At 39.0% G+C, this 21,427-nt stretch carries 22 protein-coding genes and 1 tRNA gene; 18 read left to right on the forward strand and 5 right to left on the reverse strand.

Annotated features, from left to right (window positions below; all coding sequences use genetic code 11):
- The first annotated feature begins 22 nt into the window (after positions 1 to 22).
- Genes pseF through pseH form a run of 3 tightly spaced genes read left to right on the forward strand, consistent with a single transcriptional unit; the run spans position 23 to position 2,108 of the window.
- A complete protein-coding gene (gene pseF / locus AA974_RS08165) occupies positions 23 to 706 on the forward strand; it encodes a pseudaminic acid cytidylyltransferase (RefSeq protein WP_064433110.1) in 684 nt (227 codons plus the stop codon).
- Positions 697 to 1,569, forward strand: coding sequence for a hypothetical protein (locus tag AA974_RS08170; RefSeq protein ID WP_064433111.1), 873 nt, complete (start codon positions 697 to 699; stop codon positions 1,567 to 1,569). The genes pseF and AA974_RS08170 overlap by 10 nt, the downstream gene beginning before the upstream one ends.
- Positions 1,566 to 2,108, forward strand: coding sequence for a UDP-4-amino-4,6-dideoxy-N-acetyl-beta-L-altrosamine N-acetyltransferase (pseH, locus tag AA974_RS01445; RefSeq protein WP_064433112.1), 543 nt, complete (start codon positions 1,566 to 1,568; stop codon positions 2,106 to 2,108). The genes AA974_RS08170 and pseH overlap by 4 nt, the downstream gene beginning before the upstream one ends.
- Here the strand turns inward: pseH and AA974_RS01450 are convergent.
- A complete protein-coding gene (locus AA974_RS01450) occupies positions 2,041 to 2,979 on the reverse strand; it encodes a tetraacyldisaccharide 4'-kinase (protein ID WP_064433113.1) in 939 nt (312 codons plus the stop codon). The genes pseH and AA974_RS01450 overlap by 68 nt on opposite strands.
- A complete protein-coding gene (locus AA974_RS01455; protein ID WP_064433114.1) occupies positions 2,976 to 3,758 on the reverse strand; it encodes an NAD+ synthase in 783 nt (260 codons plus the stop codon). The genes AA974_RS01450 and AA974_RS01455 overlap by 4 nt, the downstream gene beginning before the upstream one ends.
- 84 nt (positions 3,759 to 3,842) lie before the next feature.
- Between AA974_RS01455 and AA974_RS01460 the strand changes: the two genes are divergently transcribed.
- From AA974_RS01460 to AA974_RS01495, 8 genes are all read left to right on the forward strand, one after another.
- Positions 3,843 to 3,919, forward strand: a tRNA-Arg gene (locus AA974_RS01460).
- Positions 3,920 to 4,006: 87 nt separating this feature from the next.
- Positions 4,007 to 4,999: a ketol-acid reductoisomerase gene (gene ilvC, locus AA974_RS01465; RefSeq protein ID WP_064434040.1), complete on the forward strand. Its 993-nt coding sequence runs from the start codon at positions 4,007 to 4,009 to the stop codon at positions 4,997 to 4,999.
- 23 nt (positions 5,000 to 5,022) lie between these two features.
- The gene (gene minD, locus AA974_RS01470) at positions 5,023 to 5,829 is read left to right on the forward strand and encodes a septum site-determining protein MinD (protein ID WP_064433115.1); all 807 of its coding nucleotides are present in this window, start codon (positions 5,023 to 5,025) and stop codon (positions 5,827 to 5,829) included.
- Entirely contained in the window at positions 5,826 to 6,059 is a 234-nt protein-coding gene (minE, locus tag AA974_RS01475) for a cell division topological specificity factor MinE (RefSeq protein ID WP_064433116.1), read from the forward strand. The genes minD and minE overlap by 4 nt, the downstream gene beginning before the upstream one ends.
- A gap of 11 nt (positions 6,060 to 6,070) precedes the next feature.
- Positions 6,071 to 6,871, forward strand: a complete 801-nt coding sequence (gene dprA / locus AA974_RS01480; protein ID WP_064433117.1) for a DNA-processing protein DprA — start codon at positions 6,071 to 6,073, stop codon at positions 6,869 to 6,871.
- Positions 6,868 to 7,275 (forward strand): Holliday junction resolvase RuvX, encoded by a 408-nt coding sequence (gene ruvX, locus AA974_RS01485; RefSeq protein ID WP_064433118.1) that lies wholly within the window; start codon positions 6,868 to 6,870, stop codon positions 7,273 to 7,275. Before dprA ends, ruvX begins: the two co-directional genes overlap by 4 nt.
- Positions 7,276 to 7,445: 170 nt before the next feature.
- Complete coding sequence (locus AA974_RS01490) at positions 7,446 to 7,751, forward strand: hypothetical protein (RefSeq protein WP_064433119.1); 306 nt, start codon at positions 7,446 to 7,448, stop codon at positions 7,749 to 7,751.
- Positions 7,735 to 8,301, forward strand: a complete 567-nt coding sequence (locus AA974_RS01495; RefSeq protein WP_064433120.1) for a hypothetical protein — start codon at positions 7,735 to 7,737, stop codon at positions 8,299 to 8,301. Before AA974_RS01490 ends, AA974_RS01495 begins: the two co-directional genes overlap by 17 nt.
- A gap of 158 nt (positions 8,302 to 8,459) precedes the next feature.
- Here the strand turns inward: AA974_RS01495 and AA974_RS01500 are convergent, their stop codons facing one another.
- From AA974_RS01500 to pyrG, 3 genes are read right to left on the reverse strand one after another with little or no spacing between them, the layout of a single operon-like run.
- Positions 8,460 to 9,341, reverse strand: a complete 882-nt coding sequence (locus AA974_RS01500) for an RluA family pseudouridine synthase (protein WP_064433121.1) — start codon at positions 9,339 to 9,341, stop codon at positions 8,460 to 8,462.
- Complete coding sequence (gene recJ / locus AA974_RS01505) at positions 9,341 to 10,891, reverse strand: single-stranded-DNA-specific exonuclease RecJ (RefSeq protein WP_064433122.1); 1,551 nt, start codon at positions 10,889 to 10,891, stop codon at positions 9,341 to 9,343. Before recJ ends, AA974_RS01500 begins: the two co-directional genes overlap by 1 nt.
- Before the next feature lie 8 nt (positions 10,892 to 10,899).
- Complete coding sequence (gene pyrG / locus AA974_RS01510; RefSeq protein WP_064433123.1) at positions 10,900 to 12,516, reverse strand: glutamine hydrolyzing CTP synthase; 1,617 nt, start codon at positions 12,514 to 12,516, stop codon at positions 10,900 to 10,902.
- Between the two features lie 257 nt (positions 12,517 to 12,773).
- Between pyrG and AA974_RS01515 the strand changes: the two genes are divergently transcribed.
- The 7 genes from AA974_RS01515 to AA974_RS01545 are packed head-to-tail and all read left to right on the forward strand — an operon-like array spanning position 12,774 to position 21,426.
- On the forward strand, positions 12,774 to 13,436 hold the full coding sequence (locus AA974_RS01515) for a phosphatase PAP2 family protein (RefSeq protein ID WP_064433124.1): 663 nt from the start codon (positions 12,774 to 12,776) through the stop codon (positions 13,434 to 13,436).
- A gap of 43 nt (positions 13,437 to 13,479) precedes the next feature.
- Positions 13,480 to 15,183 (forward strand): flagellar basal-body MS-ring/collar protein FliF, encoded by a 1,704-nt coding sequence (gene fliF / locus AA974_RS01520; RefSeq protein WP_064433125.1) that lies wholly within the window; start codon positions 13,480 to 13,482, stop codon positions 15,181 to 15,183.
- Positions 15,184 to 15,200: 17 nt separating this feature from the next.
- On the forward strand, positions 15,201 to 16,232 hold the full coding sequence (gene fliG, locus AA974_RS01525; RefSeq protein WP_000201859.1) for a flagellar motor switch protein FliG: 1,032 nt from the start codon (positions 15,201 to 15,203) through the stop codon (positions 16,230 to 16,232).
- Positions 16,219 to 16,995 carry a flagellar assembly protein FliH gene (gene fliH, locus AA974_RS01530; RefSeq protein ID WP_080470983.1) on the forward strand — a complete coding sequence of 259 codons (777 nt, stop codon included), beginning with the start codon at positions 16,219 to 16,221 and terminating at the stop codon, positions 16,993 to 16,995. Before fliG ends, fliH begins: the two co-directional genes overlap by 14 nt.
- A 2-nt stretch (positions 16,996 to 16,997) precedes the next feature.
- Positions 16,998 to 18,848, forward strand: coding sequence for a 1-deoxy-D-xylulose-5-phosphate synthase (gene dxs, locus AA974_RS01535; protein WP_064433126.1), 1,851 nt, complete (start codon positions 16,998 to 17,000; stop codon positions 18,846 to 18,848).
- Positions 18,849 to 18,862: 14 nt separating this feature from the next.
- Complete coding sequence (lepA, locus tag AA974_RS01540; RefSeq protein WP_064434041.1) at positions 18,863 to 20,653, forward strand: translation elongation factor 4; 1,791 nt, start codon at positions 18,863 to 18,865, stop codon at positions 20,651 to 20,653.
- Between the two features lie 14 nt (positions 20,654 to 20,667).
- On the forward strand, positions 20,668 to 21,426 hold the full coding sequence (locus AA974_RS01545; RefSeq protein ID WP_064433127.1) for a protein NO VEIN domain-containing protein: 759 nt from the start codon (positions 20,668 to 20,670) through the stop codon (positions 21,424 to 21,426).
- Position 21,427 lies beyond the last annotated feature (1 nt).

Genomic DNA, 21,427 nt, shown 5'->3' on the forward strand with positions numbered 1-21,427 from the left:
AAAGAGCGTTTGAAAGCCTAGCATGAGAGCGATCGCTATTGTTTTAGCTAGAAGTTCCAGTAAAAGGATCAGGAATAAAAATATTATTGATTTTTTCAATAAACCTATGCTCGCTTACCCCATTGAAGCGGCGCTAAATTCCAAGCTCTTTGAAAAGGTGTTTATCTCTAGCGATAGCATGGAGTATGTCCATTTAGCGAAAAATTATGGGGCGAGTTTTTTGAATTTACGCCCTAAAGTTTTAGCGGATGACAGAGCCACGACTTTAGAGGTGATGGCCTATCACATGAAAGAATTAGAGTTAAAAGATGAAGATATTGCGTGTTGTTTGTATGGCACATCAGTGCTTTTACAAGAAAAGCATTTAAAAAACGCTTTTGAAACTTTAAAAGAAAATACGGATTATGTTTTCACATGTTCTCCATTTAGTGCTTCGCCCTATCGTTCTTTTAGCCTTGAAAACGGCGTTCAAATGGCTTTTAAAGAGCATTTAAACATGCGCACGCAAGATTTAAAAACGCTCTATCATGACGCAGGATTGCTTTATATGGGGAAGGCTCAAGCCTTTAAAGAAATGCGGCCTATTTTCAGTCAAAATTCTGTCGCTTTAGAATTATCGCCTTTAGAAGTCCAAGATATTGACACTTTAGAAGATTTAGAATTAGCCAAGCTCAAATACAGCCGTTTGAAAAACGCATGCCAGTAAAAATTTTGTGCGATTGTTTTTTAACAAGCGGTTTAGGGCATGTGAGGCGTTGTGAAAAAATCCTTTCTTTTATAGAAAAATTAGGGGTTAAAGCGGGTCTTTATTTACACAAGCAAAATAATATAAGCGCTTTTTTAGAGGGCGTTAGCAATGATGATTTTTTGATTACAGACAGCTATTGTTTGAATTCAAAGGATTTTTATCTTTTAAAAGAAAAAGCTAAAAGCCTTATGGTTATAGAAGATAAAGAGCATGCTAAGGGGTTTTACCCTAAAAACACCAAGATCCTAAATTCCACGCTGAACGCTTTAAAACACTACCATTATTTATCAAAAGATTATCAGTATTATTTGGGGGTGGGGTTTTACCCTGTTGATATTCGCTTTGTCTATGAGCGCCCTATCAATACAGAAAATAAAGAAGTGTTGATCACTCTAGGGGGGAGCGAGCAAAAAACGCTCAAAGAGATCGTCAAAATTTTAGAAAATAAGGGCATGCATTTGCATATCATTTCACCCCATATCCCCAAAAATCCTCCCAAAAACACGCATTATTACAGCCCTTTAAGCCCTTTAGAGTTCAGTTATTTGATGAAATTTTGCGCTTGCGCCATTAGCGCTGCAGGTCAAACCCTCTATGAATTAGCCCTTTCTCAAACGCCCTCTCTTATCATTCCCGTTGCTTCTAATCAAATCATTCAAAGCAAAGAATTTGAAAGCTTGGGCCTTTTCAAACAAACGAGTTTAAAAACTTTAGCTAAAGATTTTGAAAAATTACAAATTCAAAAAAATCAAGCCTGGGCAAAAAACCTGGTCTTTGGGAGTGAGCTAGAGGGCGCATTAAGGGAGTTTTTAGAAATTTGAAAAAAAATTATTCTTATAAAAATATCCACGCGATTGATTTCACCCGTTTAAACGATGAAGAAAAGTTGTTGGTTTTAGAGTTTCGTAACCACCCAAACACTGCCTTATGGATGTATAGCGATTTTATTTCTTTAAAAACGCATTTGCAATTCATAGAAGATTTAAAAAACTCGCCTAACCACCGGTATTTTTTGTTTAAAGAAGAGGGCGTTTATTTAGGGGTTGGCTCTATCACTAAAATCAATTTTTTTCATAAGCATGGGTATTTGGGGATCTATAAAAACCCTTTTTTGAAGAATAAAGGAGAGACTATTTTAAAAGCCTTAGAATGCATCGCTTTTGAAGAGTTCCAATTAAATTCTTTACATTTAGAAGTGATGGAAAACAATTTCAAAGCGATCGCTTTTTATGAAAAAAACCATTATGAGTTAGAGGGGCGTTTGAAAGGCTTTATCTCTAAAGAAAAGGGATTTATAGATGTTCTTTTGTATTACAAGGATAAGAAAGGATATAATGATCGATCTGCTCTAAAATTTTAGGGCAAATTTCTAGCTTTAAATCCAATACGCTTAAGGGCAAGTTGCAATCTTGTAATTTGACGAGATCTTTTGAAGTAACCAATAAGGAAGTGGCGTTATTTTTATAAAACTCTTTTTCTAAAAGCTTCAAATCAAAAGGGGCATGGTCTCTAAAATACCATTTTTTAACCACTTCTTTGGGCAAAAACGCATCAAGCCTGCTAGGATTAGCGATAGCCGTTACTAAAAGCATGCGTTTGGTGGGGCGGGTGATAGAGGTTATTCTTTTATAATCCTTATCTTCTGTAATGACTAAATGGGCTTCTTTATAGCTTTTAACGCTTTCTCTATACAACCCGCTGGGCAAACAAAAGGGGTAGTAGGGGGGGACTTTAGGCTTTAAAAGCGCATTGAATTGGTTGAAATTAAACCTAAAACCATCGTCTAAAAACACGATCTTTGCCCCTAATTCAAGGGCTTTTAAAACGCCAAGCTCTCTTTTTTCGCTCACAATCACGCTCGCTTGTTTTAAATTTAAGGCTAAAAGATAGGCTTCATCGCCCGCTGTTTTTTGAGAAACTAAAATGTTTCCTTTAACGCTCACCACTACTAAGCCTTTAGAATCTCGTTGGTACCCCCTAGAGACAACCGCTACTTCTTGGTATCTTGGAGCGATTCCTAAAATAAAGGGCGTTTTACCGCTTCCCCCAGCGATCAAATTACCTATGCTGATAATGGGGATTTTAAAATCATGTTTTTTGGCGGTTTTTCGTTTAAGGGTGGCGATGCCTTGATAGATTAAAGAAAAAGGATAGAGCGCAAAAATCAACCCCTTTTGCAAAAGAGTGGGATTATAAAAATAGCGTTCTAAAAAGGGTTTATCGCTTTTCATTTAGGGTTAAACTTTTGAGCGATAGTGGGTAATTCTGATTTAAAAGCGTTTTTTTGGATACGGCTTATGATGTTTTTTACTAAAATTTCATCATAGCCTAATTGAGTGAGCGTTTCTAAATGGATGGGCTTTGTTTGGAACAACGCTTCAATATCCTTTAATAAAGGATCGATCACACTATAAGGATAGCCCAAATCTTTTTCATCGCTTTGCCCCACAAATAAATCCGCACTAGGGGGCTTATTTAAAATCTTTTTAGGGATATTTAAATGGCAAGCGAGTTTATAAACTTCGGTTTTAAATAATTCCCCAATCGGGTTAATCGCGCACGCCAAATCCCCAAATAAAGTGCCATAGCCTAGCATTCTTTCGCTTTTATTGCTCGTGCCAATGACTAAAGAATCGCTTTTTAAAGAATAGTCGTATAAAAAAGCCATGCGTAATCTTGCGCAAAAATTCCCCTTTCTGGTAAGGCTTGCGTCTTTAAAATGAGAGCCAAAGATGGCATCATAGGGAGCGATAGAATATTCTGTATAAGGGATAGAAAATGTTTCACACAAATTTAAAGCGTCTGTTTTACTTTCTGGCATAGAGACTGAAGAGGGCATTAAAAGGGCATGGGCGTTTTCTTTAAAAACTTTTTGGCACAGCACTCCAACGACCGCGCTATCTAGCCCCCCACTCAGCCCATAAACAACTTTTTTAAAGCCTCGTCTTTGCGCTTCTTTTTCTAAAAAATCGCATAAATAAACGATGAGTTTTTGGTAATCTTTTTGCATGCCTTAAATTATAATAGAAAAAACGCATCGTTTAAGTGAAAAATTAGCTTTTCTTGCTATAATCATCGTTTCACTTCTTTAAAGGTGCTCGTAGCTCAGCTGAATAGAGCAACAGGTTGCGGTCCTGTAGGTCGGGGGTTTGAATCCCTCCGAGCACACCATTTCTTAATATTCTGCATGTTTTTAAACATTATCGCTCCCATTATGGTAAAATGAACGCTTGCTTAAACACGCTAGGAGATTTGATTTTGGCATTACCCGTTTATTATGATAAAGACATTGGTTTAGGCGTTATCCAATCCTTACAAGTGGGCATTATTGGCTATGGCGCACAAGGAGAAGCCCAAGCGCTCAATTTGAGGGACTCTAAAGTGAAAGCGCGTATTGGCTTGTATCAGGGGAGTTTGAGCACTTCAAAAGCAAAAGCAGAGGGCTTTGAGGTGCTAGAAGTCAAAGAATTAGCCCGACAATCTGATGTGATCATGGTATTACTCCCGGACGAATTGCATAAGGAAGTGTTAGAAAAAGAAGTGATTCCTTTTTTAAAAGAGGGGCAAATTGTGGGCTTTGCTCATGGTTTTAGCGTGCATTTCAATCAGGTTATTCTTCCAAAAGGCGTTGGCGTGATTTTAGTCGCGCCAAAAGGGCCAGGGAGCGCTTTAAGAGAGGAATACCTTAAAAATAGGGGCTTATACCATTTGATCGCCATAGAGCAAGAAAGTTCAAAAAATAACGCTAAAGCAGTGGCTTTAAGCTACGCTAAAGCGATGGGTGGGGGGAGAATGGGGGTTTTAGAAACGAGCTTTAAAGAAGAATGCGAGAGCGATTTATTCGGCGAGCAAGCGGTTTTGTGCGGGGGGTTAGAAGCGATTGTGAGAATGGGGTTTGAAACTTTAATTAAGGCAGGATACCCTGAAGAATTAGCCTATTTTGAATGCGTGCATGAAGTGAAATTAGTGGCGGATTTATTGCATTATAAGGGGATAGAGGGCTTAAGGAAACATATTTCTAACACCGCTGAATTTGGAGCGATTAAAAATAGAGAGCCTATGGAAAATCGGTTGGAAAAACGCATGCAAAAAATCTTAAAAAAGATCCAAAACGGCTCATTCGCTAAGGATTTTTTACTAGAAAAGAGTTTGAATTACCCTAGGTTAAACACAGAGAGGAAAGCCCTTAAAGAGACTAAAATAGAACAAATTGGGGAAATTTTACGTGCCCCATTCAATCATAAAAAATAAATCATTAAATTAAAAGGAACCATATGGCAATAGTAGTTACTATCACTTCAGGTAAGGGGGGCGTGGGTAAAAGCACCACCACGGCTAATTTAGCGATCGGCTTGGCTGAGAGCGGTAAAAAGGTCGTGGCGGTTGATTTTGACATAGGCCTTAGGAATTTGGATATGATTTTAGGCTTAGAAAATCGCATTGTTTATGATGTGGTGGATGTGATGGAAAAAAATTGCAACCTTTCGCAGGCTTTAATCACGGATAAAAAGACTAAAAACCTTTCTTTTTTAGCGGCTTCACAAAGCAAGGATAAAAATGTTTTAGATAAGGAAAAAGTAGCGATTCTAATCAACGCTTTAAGGGCGGATTTTGACTATATTTTGATTGACTCGCCGGCTGGGATTGAAAGCGGTTTTGAGCATTCGATTTTGCATGCAGACATGGCGTTAGTGGTGGTAACGCCTGAAGTGAGTTCCTTAAGAGATAGCGACAGAGTGATTGGCATTATTGATGCGAAGTCTAATCGGGCTAAAAGGGGCGAAGAAGTGCATAAGCACTTGATAATCAATCGCTTAAAACCTGAATTAGTGGCAAATGGCGAGATGATTTCCATAGAAGAAGTGCTTAAGATTTTATGCCTGCCTTTAATTGGGATCATCCCTGAAGACGGCCATATTATTTCAGCGACCAATAAGGGCGAGCCGGTGATTCGCATGGATTGCGAGAGCGCGAAAGCTTACCAACGCATCACCAGAAGGATTTTAGGCGAAGAAGTGGAATATGTGGAATTTAAGGCTAAAAGAGGCTTTTTTAGCGCGTTAAAAGGGATATTTTCATGAGCTGGTTTGATGTTTTTAAAAACAAAGGGAGCGCGGCTACCGCAACAGACAGATTGAAATTGATTTTAGCCAAAGAGCGCACTTTAAATTTACCCTACATGGAAGAGATGCGTAAAGAAATCATTGCCGTTATTCAAAAATACACTAAATCTTCAGACATCCATTTCAAAACCCTTGATGGCAATCAAAGCGTGGAAACGATTGAAATAGAGATCATATTGCCTAAATAGTCAATCAACGAATGAAAAGCAATTTCCAATACAGCGCGCTAGAGAATATCCCTAAAGCCTTTGATACGCTCAAAGACCCCCCTAAAAAGCTCTATGGTGTGGGCGATATAAAGCTTTTAGATGCGCCTTTAAAAGTGGCTATCATAGGCACAAGAAGACCCACCCCTTACAGCAAGCAACACACCATCACTCTAGCCAGAGAGCTTGCTAAAAATGGCGCGGTTATTGTGAGTGGAGGAGCGTTAGGCGTGGATATTATCGCTCAAGAAAACGCCTTACCCAAAACGATCATGCTTTCGCCTTGCAGTTTGGATTTTATCTATCCCACGAACAATCATAAAGTGATCCAAGAAATCGCGCAAAACGGCTTGATTTTAAGCGAATATGAAAAGGATTTTATGCCCATTAAAGGCTCTTTTTTAGCCAGAAACCGCCTGGTGATCGCTTTAAGTGATGCAATAATTATCACTCAAGCGGATTTAAAAAGCGGCTCTATGAGCAGCGCTAGATTAGCCCAAAAGTATCAAAAACCCTTATTTGTTTTACCCCAGCGCCTGAATGAGAGCGATGGCACTAATGAGCTTTTAGAAAAAGGGCAGGCTCAAGGGATATTTAATATTCAAAATTTTATAAATACCCTTTTAAAAGACTACCATTTAAAAGAAATGCCTGAAATGGAAGATGAATTTTTAGAATATTGCGCGAAAAACCCTAGCTATGAAGAAGCGTATCTCAAATTTGGGGATAAGCTTTTAGAATACGAGCTGTTGGGTAAGATCAAGCGCATCAATCATATCGTGGTGTTAGCGTGATTTTGGCATGCGATGTGGGGTTAAAACGCATTGGGATCGCTGCACTTTTAAACGGCGTTATCTTGCCATTAGAAGCGATTTTACGCCGCAACAGGAATCAGGCCGCTAGGGATTTGAGCGATTTATTAAAGGAAAAAAACATTCAAGTGCTAGTGGTGGGCAAGCCCCATGAAAGCTATGCAAATACCCGTGCACGCATTGAGCATTTTATCAAGTTTGTAGATTTTAAGGGCGAAATCGTTTTTATTAATGAAGACAGATCCAGCATAGAAGCCTATGAAAATTTAGAGCATTTGGGTAAGAAAAACAAGCGGCTCGCTATCAAAGACGGCCGGTTAGACTCTTTGAGCGCTTGCAGGATCTTAGAGCGCTATTGCCAGCAGGTTTTAAAAAACAAGCGATGAGAAATTGTAAAAAAAGGGTTGTAAGTTAGGAATTGAAACGGCATGCTTGATGCTCAAAATGGAAGGCTTGCTATTCTTTTAAGAAAATATTTTTACTAGAGAGTTTTAATCTTTTTTTGGTATTCTTTCAGAGATCATTAGTTTTAAAAATTCTTTAAAAACGGATAACAATGAAAATCATGCATCAAGTTAGGGATTTTTTAGATTCTTGCAAACAAACGATCCAAAAAAATTCTAATGAAGTCTTTCAAAAAACCAAACGAGCGCTTTTTAAAGAAGAATCTCAAAAAATCAGAGAGCAAGCGGTTAAAATCGTAGAAAAACGCTTGAAAGAAAAGGGTATGAAATTGAGCGATTTTAACGAAGAAGAATTGAAAATCATGTTTGAAGCGGAAGAAAAAAGGCTTTTAGAACAAATCCAAACTAAGCATTTTAAAGAAGTTTGGGAAAAGGGCGAAAATGAGCAAGGAAAATAGCTTTATCTCTAGCTTAATGGGGTTTTTTAGCGAAAAGAATGAACGCTGGCTGTTAGCCCACAGGCACACGAGAGGGTTTGTGATAGTGGCGTGGCTTTTCAGGTTTAAAAGCATTGTATTTTCTATTCTGATTACTTTGTTGGTTATTTTAGTGGATATTTGGGTTTATAGCGATGTGCGCCAGTTTTTATTGGATACTTCTAGCTCGTTTGTTTTGCTTTTAAGCGCTTTGTTAATAAAGTGGGGCGTGATCGTTTTTAGCGTGCATCGGTGCTATAAGTTCAGCCAAAAAATGTTTGCAATCATCCAAAAAAAGAGGCGGATTAGGGAGAATTTGAAAAATCGATACAATCAACTAGACGCCAAAAATTCCCCTAAAGAAAGGCTCTCCAGCGTTACTGAAGAAATCATTTTAAAAAAACAAGAAGAATTACAGAGCAAAGAAACCCCAGAGAGTAAGCATGATGGAGAAAGGCTCTCTAGCGTTACTGAAGAAATCATTTCAAAAAAACTAGAGGAATTGAAAGCTAGAAATGATAAGGGGAATTAAAAAGAGCGTGGAACGCTTTATTTACCGAAGGGAACATTTAAGAGGATTTTATTAAGATGCTTTGCAAGCAGCAATAACCCTTAAGGGATATATAGAAATTCTAATCAAAAACCCCCCCCCAAAGAAAATAATCAAGAAAATAATCAATCAGTGGAGGGTCAATTTTTTAAAAAAGGCATGAAGTGCTTAGGCATTTGAGAAGTGATTTTATAGATCGCTTTTTTAAATTCAAATTCCAAACTAGAGGCATGGAGCATGAGTAATGGGGCATTATTTTCACGCTTTAATTGAAGGTATTCTCTGGCGTTTTCATCCATGACCCCATAAAGCCCTTCGCCTACGATCCTGTGATTCACGCTGCTTAAATGCAAGCGGATCTGGTGCGTGCGCCCGGTGAGTGGGGTTATTTTGAGTAAGCTTATATCTAAAAAAGGATTATAGCTTAAAGGCTCAACAAGCGTAATTGAAGGCTTGCCTAAAGGAGAAATTTTAGATCTAATGTGCAAATCTTTTTGAATGTTTTTAGGCGTTAGAATGGGTTTGTCTATGATGATACTTTTATCAACCAACCCATGCGCTAGGGTTAAATAAGTTTTTTTCACTTTTTTTTGCATGAAAAGCGCTTTTAAATCCTTAGCGCTTTGCAAGGTTTTACCCGCTAAAACTAACCCGCTCGTTTCATAGTCCAGTCTGTGGGCTGGGTGGGCGTTTTTGCCAAAATGAGATTGGATACAATCCAATAAGCTTTCATGGTAAAAATAGCCTTTAGGGTGGGTATAGACTTGAGCGGGTTTGTCAAACACGCCAAAATCTTTAGTCTCAAAAACAAGCTTTTCTTGTTTTTCATTAGGCTTGAAATGAATCAAGCTAACGACCCCTTGAATCATTTGGGATTTACGCACAACTTGTTGGTTGTGTTTTAGGCGTTGTTTGTCAAGGTGCCGTTGGGCTTCTTTTAAAGAGCATTTTAAAACATCGTGCACAAAAAACAAGGCTTTGGTGGGTTTTAAAATTTCAAATTCTTCTTCAACAAAAGGCACTACAACAAACTTTTAACAAACATTTTAGGCTCATTAGAATATTCATCTAATTCCACGCTAAAAAGCACGCTCACCTTTTCGCCCGCTTTCAAAAACCGCTCAGTGTTAAAATAAATAGCTTCCTTGACGCATTCTTTATCCTTAAAACGCAAAACCTGGTGGCTTTCTTTAATGATTTTTTCTTCTATGACTTCTAAATTTTGTGCTTGAAATAGGGGTTCAGGGTTTTCTTGCCCGTAAGGTTCGCCAGCTTCTATAATCTCTAAAAGCTCTCTGTCAATGTCTTTTAATTTTAGCGTTAAAGGGGGTTCTTTTTCACAAAAAGGTAAGACTTTAAAATCAAAATTTTCTAAAGTTTCAAAGAGCGAGATGATATTGTTTTTTCCAACGCTCAACCCGCAAGCTTGCCTATGCCCTCCATAGCCGAGTAATAAAGAAGAAACCCCATTCAAAGCGTCAATCAAGTCAATATTTTGAGAGCTGCGCCCGCTCCCTTTATACACCCCTTCTTTAAAGGTAAAAACCAGGCTTGGCTTTTGAGTGGCTTCCACTAATTTTGAAGCCACAATTCCAAGCACGCCCTCATGCCAATTATCCTTAAAAGCGACGATAATCTTTTCTCCAACCATCGCATGCTTAAAAGCCTCTTCAAAAACCTTCTGTTGGATCATTTTACGCTTCATATTGCATGCTTTCAAGCGTTCATACAAAAAATAGCCATCTTGAAAATTATTCGCGCTTAAAAAATCTAAAGCCATTTTTGCGTCTTGCATGCGCCCTGCGGAGTTGATTAGGGGGGCGATATTAAAAGAAATATCGCTCGCTTTTAAAGAGCGTTTTCTAAAAACTTCTCTTTGGCGCAAAAACCCCATCGCCCCTAAGGATTCTTTTTGCAAAAAATACAAGGCTTTAGAAACTAAAAAGCGGTTAAAAAAAGTCAAAGGCATCATGTCAGCAATAGTCGCCACACCCGCTAAGCATAACAACTCACTAGAATGGCTTTTTTCTTTTCCTAAAAGCTGGTGGATTCCATAGCACAAATAAAACGCCACCAACGCCCCGCACACTTCCTTTTGGATAAAATCACAATCTTCTTGCTTGGGGTTGATCACTGCATAAGCGTCTGGGATTTCATCATGGTGTAAGCAATGGTGATCCGTAATGATAAGGGTGTAGTTTTTTTCTTTACAAAATCGCGCGGCTTCAAAGGCGCTAATCCCATTATCCACCGTGATGATTAAAGGGGCGTGGTGTTTTTCTAAAAATTTTTTAGAAATCCCATAGCCATCAATGAAGCGGTTAGGGATTGCAATGCGAACATGCTTATAGTTTAGACTTTCAAAGAATTTTGCCATGATAGTAGAGCTAATCACGCCGTCAGCGTCATAATCGCCCACCACTAAAATTTCTGTGTTTGCGTGCATGGCTTCTATGATTTTGAGCGCGGCTTTTTTCAAGTCTTTAAATAAAAAGGGGCTAGGAAACCCTTTTCCACTATAAGCGATAGAAGCCACTCGCTCTTTGATTTGAGCTTTAAGCTTTTGTTTCATGTTTTAGATTAGGATTTATGAAGAGCGCTCTTAATGAAATCCAAAATAATAGGGTTAGGGCTTTGCAACCTAGAGGTGAATTCCGGGTGGAATTGCACCCCCACAAAGAAAGGGTGATCTTCTAATTCAATCGCTTCGATCAAATGATTCGCTCCAAAACCCACCACTTTCAAGCCCTTATTTTCCCACTCCTGGCGGTATTTGGGGTTGATTTCATAACGATGGCGGTGTCTTTCTTTAATGCTAGGCTTTTTATAAGCTTTTTCTAACAAGCTATTTGGCACGATTTCGCATTCATATTCGCCTAATCGCATGGTGCCTCCTAAAGGCGAATTATAGGTGCGCACCTGTTTTTGGTGGTTTTGATCAATAAAATCTTCAATCAAATACACCACAGGGTATTCGCAGTGTTGGTTAAACTCCGTAGAGTTAGCCCCTTTTAAACCCAAAACATTGCGGCAAAATTCAACGATCGCTAATTGCATGCCCAAACAAATCCCTAAAAAAGGGAGTTTTTCTAACCTCGCTCTTTGAATGGCACAAATTTTGCCTTCAATCCCCCTTTCTCCAAAGCCCCCAGGCACTAAAATCGCATCAACGCCCTCTAAATTAGTCTTTTCATTAAAATTCTCGCTATCCAACCATTCAATATTGACTTGCGTATCCAAATGCGCACCCGCATGGATTAAGGCTTCAATCAAGGATTTATAAGATTCTTTTAAACTCAAATATTTGCCCACAAAACTAATCCTGACTTTGTGTTTAGGAGCGATAATCTTTTCTACTAAAGTGTTCCAAGCCGCCATTTTGGGGTGTAATTTATTCAAATTAAAGCGTCTGGCAATGGGAGTTAAAATGCCTTCTTGCAAGAAAAGGATAGGACATGCGTAAATGCTTTTAGTGTCTGTGGCCACAATCACGCTGTCTTGCTCCACATCGCAACTCAAAGCGATTTTATTTTTCAATTCTTTATCCAAAGGTTTAGGCGATCGCGCCAAAATGATTTGAGGGGTTACGCCAAGGCGCCGTAATTCTTGGACGGAATGTTGCGTGGGTTTGGTTTTGAGTTCGTTAGTGGTTTGGATATAGGGGATCAAGGTTACATGCACATTGATGACTTTTTCATTCCCTAATTCCAATTTAAGCTGGCGGATCGCTTCCAAATAAAACATGCCCTCCATATCGCCCACGGTTCCGCCCACTTCCACGATTAAAAAATCCAACCCCTTAGCCGTACTTTTAATGCGCCTTTTGATTTCATCGGTTACATGGGGGACGATTTGAATGGTTTTGCCTAAATATTCCCCTTTCCTTTCATTTTCTATCACACTTGAAAAAATCTGCCCGGTAGTGAAATTGTTCAACCTTGTTAAATTCTTGTTCAAAAAGCGTTCATAATGCCCTATGTCTAAATCCGTTTCAGCGCCATCGCTAGTTACAAACACTTCCCCATGCTCTAAAGGGCTCATGGTGCCTGGATCAATATTGATATAAGGGTCAATCTTTAAAATAGAAACCTGATAATTGCAATGCTGTAAAAGCGTAGCGATTGAAGAAGATGAAATCCCTTTCCCTAGAGAGCTTAACACGCCCCCTGTAACGAATATAAATTTGACTCTATCCATTATGTCGTGTTCCTTTAATTTTTGCTTCTTAAATTGTAGTCTAAAAAGGGTTAAAAAGCTTTAAAAGAGAGTAAAAATTAAAGCGATTTCAAAAAAAAAAAAAAAACAATTTCAGTTTCTTATTAGCTAGGTTTGATTAAAATAAAAAGCTTTTTATGTGTTTAAACTTCATTGTCTTAAAACTTTTAAGAGCAATTTTAAAGTTCGTTGGCGTATAATATCAAGTTTGAATGAACTAACTAAAAGGGTTTTAAATAATGGCTGAAAATTCTTTCAAAAATGTTTCTACACAACCCAAAGTATTTTTCTTATTACAAGTTAAAACCCTGTTTCTTTTAGGAGGCGTTTTTAGCGCATTTTTTATCCTTATGGTTGGCTTGGTTTTTTTTGATTATGTTAATTTAATGGATAATGCGATTTTTAGATTGATGCGTTCAAACTCTTCTAACCCTATTTTAGATCAAACGCTCCAACGCATTGTTTTTTTAGGCTCTTCTCAATTTGTGTTGCCTTTGAGTTTGTTAGTGGGGGCGTTTTTAAGCCTTTATCGCACAAACTTAGTGCTTGGAGTGTGGTTTGTGTTAAGCGTGGTCTTGTTTGAAGCTCTTTTAGAATCTTTAAAACACCTTTTGGCGCATTTTATTCAGTGGTTTTCGCACAACGCTAATTTCCCTAACGCTTCTGCGCTTTCTTTAACGCTATTTTACGGGTTGCTTATTTTATTGATACCCCATTTGATCACGCATCAAACGCTTAAAAACATTCTTTCTTATAGTTTTCTTTGTTTGATTTTTTTAATAGGGTTAGTGCTGATTGTTTTAGGGGTTTCTTTTAGCAGTGTTTTAGGAGGGTTTTGTTTAGGGGCGTTAGGGGCTTGTTTTTCCATAGGGATTTATTTGAGCGTGTTTCAAAAGATCTAAGCGAACGGCTTAAAAGAATGAAAATTTTATCAAGGTTTTAATATTGGATTTAAAGGTATTATTGCAACGGATTGTTGATTTTTTCATCAAACTCAATAAAAAGCAAAAAATCGCCCTGATTGCAGCGGGGGTTTTGATCACGGCTTTGCTTGTGTTTTTATTGCTCTATCCCTTTAAAGAAAAAGACTACGCGCAAGGGGGTTATGGGGTTTTATTTGAAGGATTAGACTCTAGCGATAACGCTTTAATCTTACAGCATCTCCAGCAAAACCAAATCCCTTATAAAGTCTCAAAAGATGACACCATTCTTATCCCTAAAGACAAAGTGTATGAAGAAAGGATCACTCTGGCTTCTCAAGGGATCCCTAAAACGAGTAAAGTGGGCTTTGAAATCTTTGACACTAAAGACTTTGGGGCGACTGATTTTGATCAAAATATCAAACTCATTCGCGCCATTGAGGGGGAATTGTCGCGCACGATTGAAAGTTTAAACCCCATTCTTAAAGCCAATGTGCATATTGCAATCCCTAAAGACAGCGTGTTTGTGGCTAAAGAAGTGCCTCCTAGCGCTTCAGTGATGCTCAAACTCAAGCCTGACATGAAGCTTTCACCCACTCAAATTTTAGGGATTAAAAATTTAATCGCTGCAGCTGTGCCTAAACTCACGATAGAAAATGTGAAAATCGTGAATGAAAACGGCGAATCAATAGGCGAAGGCGATATACTGGAAAACTCCAAAGAATTAGCCCTAGAGCAATTGCATTACAAACAAAATTTTGAAAACATTTTAGAAAATAAGATTGTCAATATCTTAGCCCCTATTGTGGGGGGTAAAAACAAGGTGGTCGCAAGGGTCAATGCGGAGTTTGATTTCAGCCAGAAGAAAAGCACTAAAGAGACTTTTGATCCCAATAATGTCGTAAGGAGCGAGCAAAATTTAGAAGAAAAAAAAGAAGGCGCTTCTAAAAAACAAGTCGGCGGTGTGCCTGGGGTTGTGAGCAATATCGGGCCTGTGCAAGGATTGAAAGACAATAAAGAGCCAGAAAAATACGAAAAGTCTCAAAACACGACCAATTATGAAGTGGGTAAAACCATTAGCGAGATTAAGGGCGAGTTTGGCACTTTAGTGCGTTTGAATGCGGCGGTTGTGGTGGATGGCAAGTATAAGATTGCGCTTAAAGATGGGGCAAATACTTTAGAATACGAGCCCTTGAGCGATGAATCGCTTCAAAAAATCAACGCTCTGGTGAAACAAGCCATTGGCTATAATCAAAATAGAGGCGATGATGTGGCGGTGAGTAATTTTGAGTTTAACCCTATAATACCCATGCTTGATAACGCTACTTTGAGCGAAAAAATCATGCACAAGACTCAAAAAATCTTAGGTTCATTCACGCCTTTAATCAAGTATGTTTTGGTGTTTATAGTGCTATTCATTTTCTATAAAAAAGTGATTGTGCCTTTCAGTGAACGCATGCTAGAAGTGGTACCTGATGAAGATAAGGAAGTGAAATCCATGTTTGAAGAAATGGATGAAGAAGAAGATGAATTGAACAAACTAGGCGATTTGAGAAAAAAAGTAGAAGATCAATTAGGGCTTAATGCAACCTTTAGCGAAGAAGAAGTAAGATACGAAATTATCTTAGAAAAGATTAGAGGGACCCTTAAAGAGCGTCCTGATGAAATCGCAATGCTCTTTAAACTCCTAATCAAAGATGAAATTTCTTCAGACAGCGCGAAAGGCTAAAAGACAAAAGGTTAAAAATGGCAACCAAGCTTACCCCCAAACAAAAGGCCCAATTAGACGAACTTTCCATGAGTGAAAAAATCGCTATTTTACTCATTCAAGTGGGCGAAGACACTACAGGCGAGATTTTAAGGCATTTAGACATTGACTCCATTACAGAGATTTCTAAGCAAATCGTGCAATTAAACGGCACAGACAAGCAAATCGGCGCGGCAGTTTTAGAGGAATTTTTTGCGATTTTTCAGTCTAACCAATACATCAATACCGGCGGTTTAGAATACGCCAGAGAGCTTTTAACCAGGACTTTGGGGAGCGAAGAAGCCAGAAAAGTGATGGATAAACTCACTAAAAGCTTGCAAACGCAAAAAAACTTCGCTTATTTAGGCAAAATCAAGCCCCAACAACTCGCTGATTTCATCATTAACGAACACCCTCAAACCATTGCCTTGATTTTAGCCCACATGGAAGCCCCTAATGCGGCTGAGACTTTGAGCTATTTCCCTGATGAAATGAAAGCGGAGATTTCTATTAGAATGGCGAATTTAGGCGAAATATCGCCCCAAGTGGTTAAAAGGGTTTCCACGGTGTTAGAAAACAAACTAGAATCGCTCACTAGCTATAAAATTGAAGTGGGTGGTTTAAGAGCGGTGGCTGAAATCTTTAACCGCTTGGGTCAAAAGAGTGCTAAAACCACGCTCGCTCGCATTGAAAGCGTGGATAACAAGCTCGCCGGTGCGATTAAAGAAATGATGTTCACTTTTGAAGACATCGCCAAACTAGACAATTTCGCTATCAGAGAGATTTTGAAAGTAGCAGATAAAAAAGATTTGTCTTTGGCGCTAAAAACTTCTACCCAAGATTTAACCGATAAATTCTTAAACAACATGAGCAGTAGGGCTGCAGAGCAGTTTGTAGAAGAAATGCAATATTTAGGGGCAGTCAAAATCAAAGATGTGGATGTGGCTCAAAGGAAAATCATTGAAATCGTGCAGAGCTTGCAAGAAAAAGGCGTGATCCAAACCGGTGAAGAGGAAGATGTCATTGAATAGCCGTAAAAATTTGATCCAAAAAGACCATTTGAGTAAGCATGACATTCAAAAATACGAATTTAAGAGCATGGCAAACTTACCCCCTAAAACTAATCCTAATAGCGCGTCTTCAGAAACGCCTAACCCCCAAGAGCCTTTGGAAAAAAAAGCGATAGAAAACGATTTGATTGATTGCTTATTAAAAAAAACCGATGAGCTTTCAAGCCATTTAGTGAAATTGCAAATGCAATTTGAAAAAGCCCAAGAAGAGAGCAAGGCTTTGATTGAAAACGCTAAAAACGATGGCTATAAAATCGGCTTTAAAGAGGGCGAAGAAAAAATGCGTAACGAACTCACTCATAGCGTGAATGAAGAAAAAAACCAGCTTTTGCATGCGATCACGGCTTTAGATGAAAAAATGAAAAGATCAGAAGATCATTTAATGGCTTTAGAAAAGGAACTGAGCGCGATTGCGATAGATATAGCTAAAGAAGTGATCCTTAAAGAAGTGGAAGACAACAGCCAAAAAGTGGCCCTAGCTTTAGCTGAAGAGCTTTTAAAAAATGTTTTAGACGCAACGGATATTCATTTAAAAGTCAATCCTTTGGATTACCCTTATTTAAACGAGCATTTGCAAAACGCTTCTAAAATCAAATTAGAGAGCAATGAGGCTATTTCTAAAGGAGGCGTTATGATCACTAGCTCTAATGGGAGCCTTGATGGGAATTTAATGGAACGCTTTAAAACGCTCAAAGAAAGCGTGTTGGAAAATTTTAAGGTGTGATTTTGCAAAATAAAACTTTTGATTTAAACCCTAATGATATTGCAGGCTTGGAGTTGGTGTGTCAAACGCTGCGGAGTCGTATTTTAGAAGTGGTGAGCGCTAATGGGGGGCATTTAAGCTCTTCTTTAGGGGCTGTGGAGCTGATTGTAGGCATGCATGCCTTATTTGATTGTCAAAAAAACCCTTTCATTTTTGACACTTCGCACCAAGCTTACGCTCACAAGCTCTTAACCGGGCGCTTTGAAAGCTTTAGCACTCTAAGGCAATTCAAAGGTTTGAGCGGTTTTACTAAACCCAGCGAGAGCGCATACGATTATTTCATTGCCGGCCATAGCTCCACTTCTGTGTCTATAGGCGTGGGGGTGGCTAAAGCTTTTTGTTTGAAACAAGCGCTAGGCATGCCTATAGCTTTATTGGGCGATGGGAGCATTAGTGCAGGGATTTTTTATGAAGCCTTAAACGAATTGGGCGATAGGAAATACCCCATGATCATGATTTTGAACGACAATGAAATGAGTATCAGCACGCCTATTGGAGCCTTATCCAAAGCCCTTAGCCAGCTGATGAAAGGCCCATTTTATCAGTCTTTCCGCTCTAAAGTTAAAAAAATCTTAAACACTTTGCCTGAAAGCGTGAATTACTTAGCGAGCCGTTTTGAAGAATCTTTTAAACTCATCACCCCGGGCGTGTTTTTTGAAGAATTAGGCATTAACTATATAGGGCCTATTAACGGGCATGATTTGAGCGCGATTATTGAAACCTTAAAATTAGCCAAAGAGCTTAAAGAGCCGGTGCTAGTTCATGCGCAAACCTTAAAGGGCAAAGGCTATAAAATCGCTGAAGGGCGGTATGAAAAATGGCATGGGGTGGGGCCTTTTGATTTGGATACCGGTTTGTCTAAAAAATCCAAAAGCGCGATTTTATCGCCCACTGAAGCGTATTCTAACACCCTTTTAGAATTAGCCAAGAAAGATGAAAAAATCGTAGGCGTAACCGCTGCGATGCCGAGCGGCACAGGATTAGACAAACTCATTAACGCTTACCCTTTGCGCTTTTTTGATGTCGCTATCGCTGAACAACATGCTTTAACTTCTAGCAGCGCTATGGCTAAAGAGGGGTTTAAGCCTTTTGTGAGTATTTATTCTACTTTTTTGCAGAGGGCTTATGATTCCATTGTGCATGACGCTTGCATTTCTAGCTTGCCGATTAAATTAGCCATTGATAGGGCTGGGATTGTGGGTGAAGATGGCGAAACGCACCAAGGGCTTTTAGATGTGTCGTATTTGCGCTCTATCCCCAACATGGTCATTTTTGCCCCACGAGACAATGAGACTTTAAAAAACGCCGTGCATTTTGCCAATGAACACGATTCAAGCCCTTGCGCGTTCCGCTACCCTAGGGGGTCGTTTGCGTTAAAAGAGGGGGTTTTTGAGCCTAGCGGTTTTGTTTTAGGGCAAAGCGAATTGTTGAAAAAAGAGGGCGAAATTTTACTCATTGGCTATGGTAATGGCGTGGGGAGGGCGTATTTAGTCCAACTGGCTTTAAAAGAAAAAAACATAGAGTGCGCGCTTTTGGATTTGAGATTCCTTAAACCCTTAGATCAAAATTTAAGCGTGATCATTGCCCCTTATCAAAAGCTCTATGTTTTTAGCGATAATTACAAGCTTGGGGGGGTGGCTAGCGCGATTTTAGAGTTTTTGAGCGAACAAAATATTTTAAAGCCTGTTAAAAGCTTTGAAATCATTGATGAATTTATCATGCATGGGAATACCGCTTTAGTGGAAAAATCCTTAGGATTAGACACAGAGAGTTTGACTGACGCTATTTTAAAAGATTTAGGACAAGAGAGATGAAATCAAAAGCGCCAATGAAAAATATCCGCAATTTTTCCATTATCGCCCACATTGACCATGGTAAAAGCACTTTAGCGGATTGTTTGATCGCTGAATGCAACGCTATCAGTAACAGAGAAATGACCAGCCAAGTGATGGACACTATGGATATTGAAAAAGAAAGGGGCATTACGATTAAGGCTCAAAGCGTGCGCTTAAATTACACGCTTAAGGGGGAGGATTATGTTTTAAACCTCATTGACACCCCAGGGCATGTGGATTTTAGCTATGAAGTGTCTCGCTCTTTGTGTTCGTGCGAAGGGGCGCTATTGGTGGTGGATGCCACTCAAGGCGTGGAAGCGCAAACCATCGCCAACACTTATATCGCTTTAGATAACAATTTAGAAATTTTACCGGTGATTAATAAAATTGATTTGCCCAATGCGAATGTTTTAGAAGTCAAACAGGATATAGAGGATACGATAGGGATTGATTGCTCTAGCGCTAATGAAGTGAGCGCTAAAGCTAAACTGGGCATTAAAGATTTGTTAGAAAAAATCATTACAACCATTCCTGCCCCTAGCGGTGATCCTAACGCTCCCTTAAAAGCGCTCATTTATGATTCATGGTTTGACAATTATTTAGGGGCGTTAGCGTTGGTGCGCATCATGGATGGGAGCGTTAATACAGAGCAAGAAATTTTAGTGATGGGAACGGGTAAAAAACATGGCGTTTTAGGGCTATACTACCCTAACCCTTTGAAAAAAATCCCTACTAAAAGTTTAGAATGCGGCGAGATTGGCATTGTGAGTTTAGGGCTAAAAAGCGTTACTGATATTGCGGTGGGTGACACGCTCACAGACGCTAAAAACCCTACCCCTAAACCTATTGAAGGCTTTATGCCGGCTAAACCCTTTGTTTTTGCGGGGCTTTACCCTATAGAAACGGACAGGTTTGAAGATTTAAGAGAAGCGTTATTGAAACTCCAGCTTAACGATTGCGCTTTAAATTTTGAGCCTGAAAGCTCTGTGGCGCTTGGCTTTGGCTTTAGGGTGGGTTTTTTAGGGCTATTGCACATGGAAGTGATTAAAGAAAGGCTGGAGAGGGAGTTTGGCCTTAACCTCATCGCTACCGCTCCCACGGTGGTGTATGAAGTGCATTTAACGGATAACAGCATCAAATATGTCCAAAACCCTAGCGAATTGCCCCCTGAAAACCATATCGCTTGTATCAAAGAGCCTTTTGTGAGGGCGACGATCATCACGCCGAGTGAATTTTTGGGTAATTTAATGCAATTATTGAATAATAAAAGAGGCATTCAAGAAAAAATGGAATATTTGAACCAGTCTCGTGTCATGCTCACTTATTCCTTGCCGAGCAATGAAATTGTGATGGATTTTTATGACAAGCTCAAATCTTGCACTAAAGGGTATGCGAGCTTTGATTATGAGCCTATAGAAAACAGAGAGGCTCATTTAGTGAAGTTGGATGTTAGGGTGGCAGGCGATGTGGTGGATGCACTTTCTATCATTATAGATAAAAACAAGGCGTATGAAAAGGGGCGAGCCTTAGTGGAAACGATGAAAGAGCTTATCCCAAGACAGCTTTTTGAAGTCGCTATCCAAGCGAGCGTGGGGAATAAAATCATCGCCAGAGAGACGATTAAATCTGTCGGTAAGAATGTAACGGCTAAGTGCTATGGGGGCGATATTACACGAAAAAGAAAACTCTTAGAAAAGCAAAAAGAAGGCAAGAAACGCATGAAAGCTATCGGCAAGGTGGAGCTTCCCCAAGAAGCGTTTTTAGCGATATTAAAGATTGATTAGGGCGTTTAGCTTCTATGGCAAAACATAAGAACTATGAAATTTTAAATCTCATAATCTATGCTTTGGCAAAATTTGATAATGACTTTATTAAAGAATTTGGTTTTTCTACTAAAAATGCTTTTTTTGAATATTGCGTCCAAATTGGCTTGGCTGACACGACTGGCGTTATCAAAAATCGCATGGATTTATTTGATTATTTTTTTCCTAACAAACGCAAAGGTTGGTGGCAAAAAGGCGATGCCTATATCCATAGAAAATTATGGATTGATAGTTTGTTTGAAAATGAAAGCGTTAAGGGTTTTAGCCATATTGTGAAATTGTTTTTGCAAGAACAATACGGCGTCAAAGATTTAGGCATTACCCCTAACGCTTACCTTAAAACCCGCTATAAAAGCATGCAAGAAACAGGTTTAGAAGCCGAATTGTATTTCTTAAACCACTATAAAAACATCGAAATATTTTCTTGTGGGCATTTAAAAGACATGCGTCTTTTTGGCGATGGGTATGACTTCTATATTCAAACCAACAAGCAAGCGTTTTTAGTGGAAGTTAAGGGGATTAGAGAAAAGCAAGGGACATTGAGATTGACCCAAAAAGAATACGAGCAAGCACAAACTTATAGTCATGATTGTGTGCTTGTGGTGGTATTGGGTTTGAGTGAAAAACCCCATCTTTTATCCATTGCTAACCCCTTAAAGCATTTAGAGTTTAAGGCATGCGAGAGAAAGCAAAAAAGCATTTTAGAATACCACTTAATAGGGCAAATAAAATAGC

The sequence above is a fragment of the Helicobacter pylori genome (assembly GCF_001653475.1).
GTDB classification, from domain to species: domain Bacteria; phylum Campylobacterota; class Campylobacteria; order Campylobacterales; family Helicobacteraceae; genus Helicobacter; species Helicobacter pylori_CM.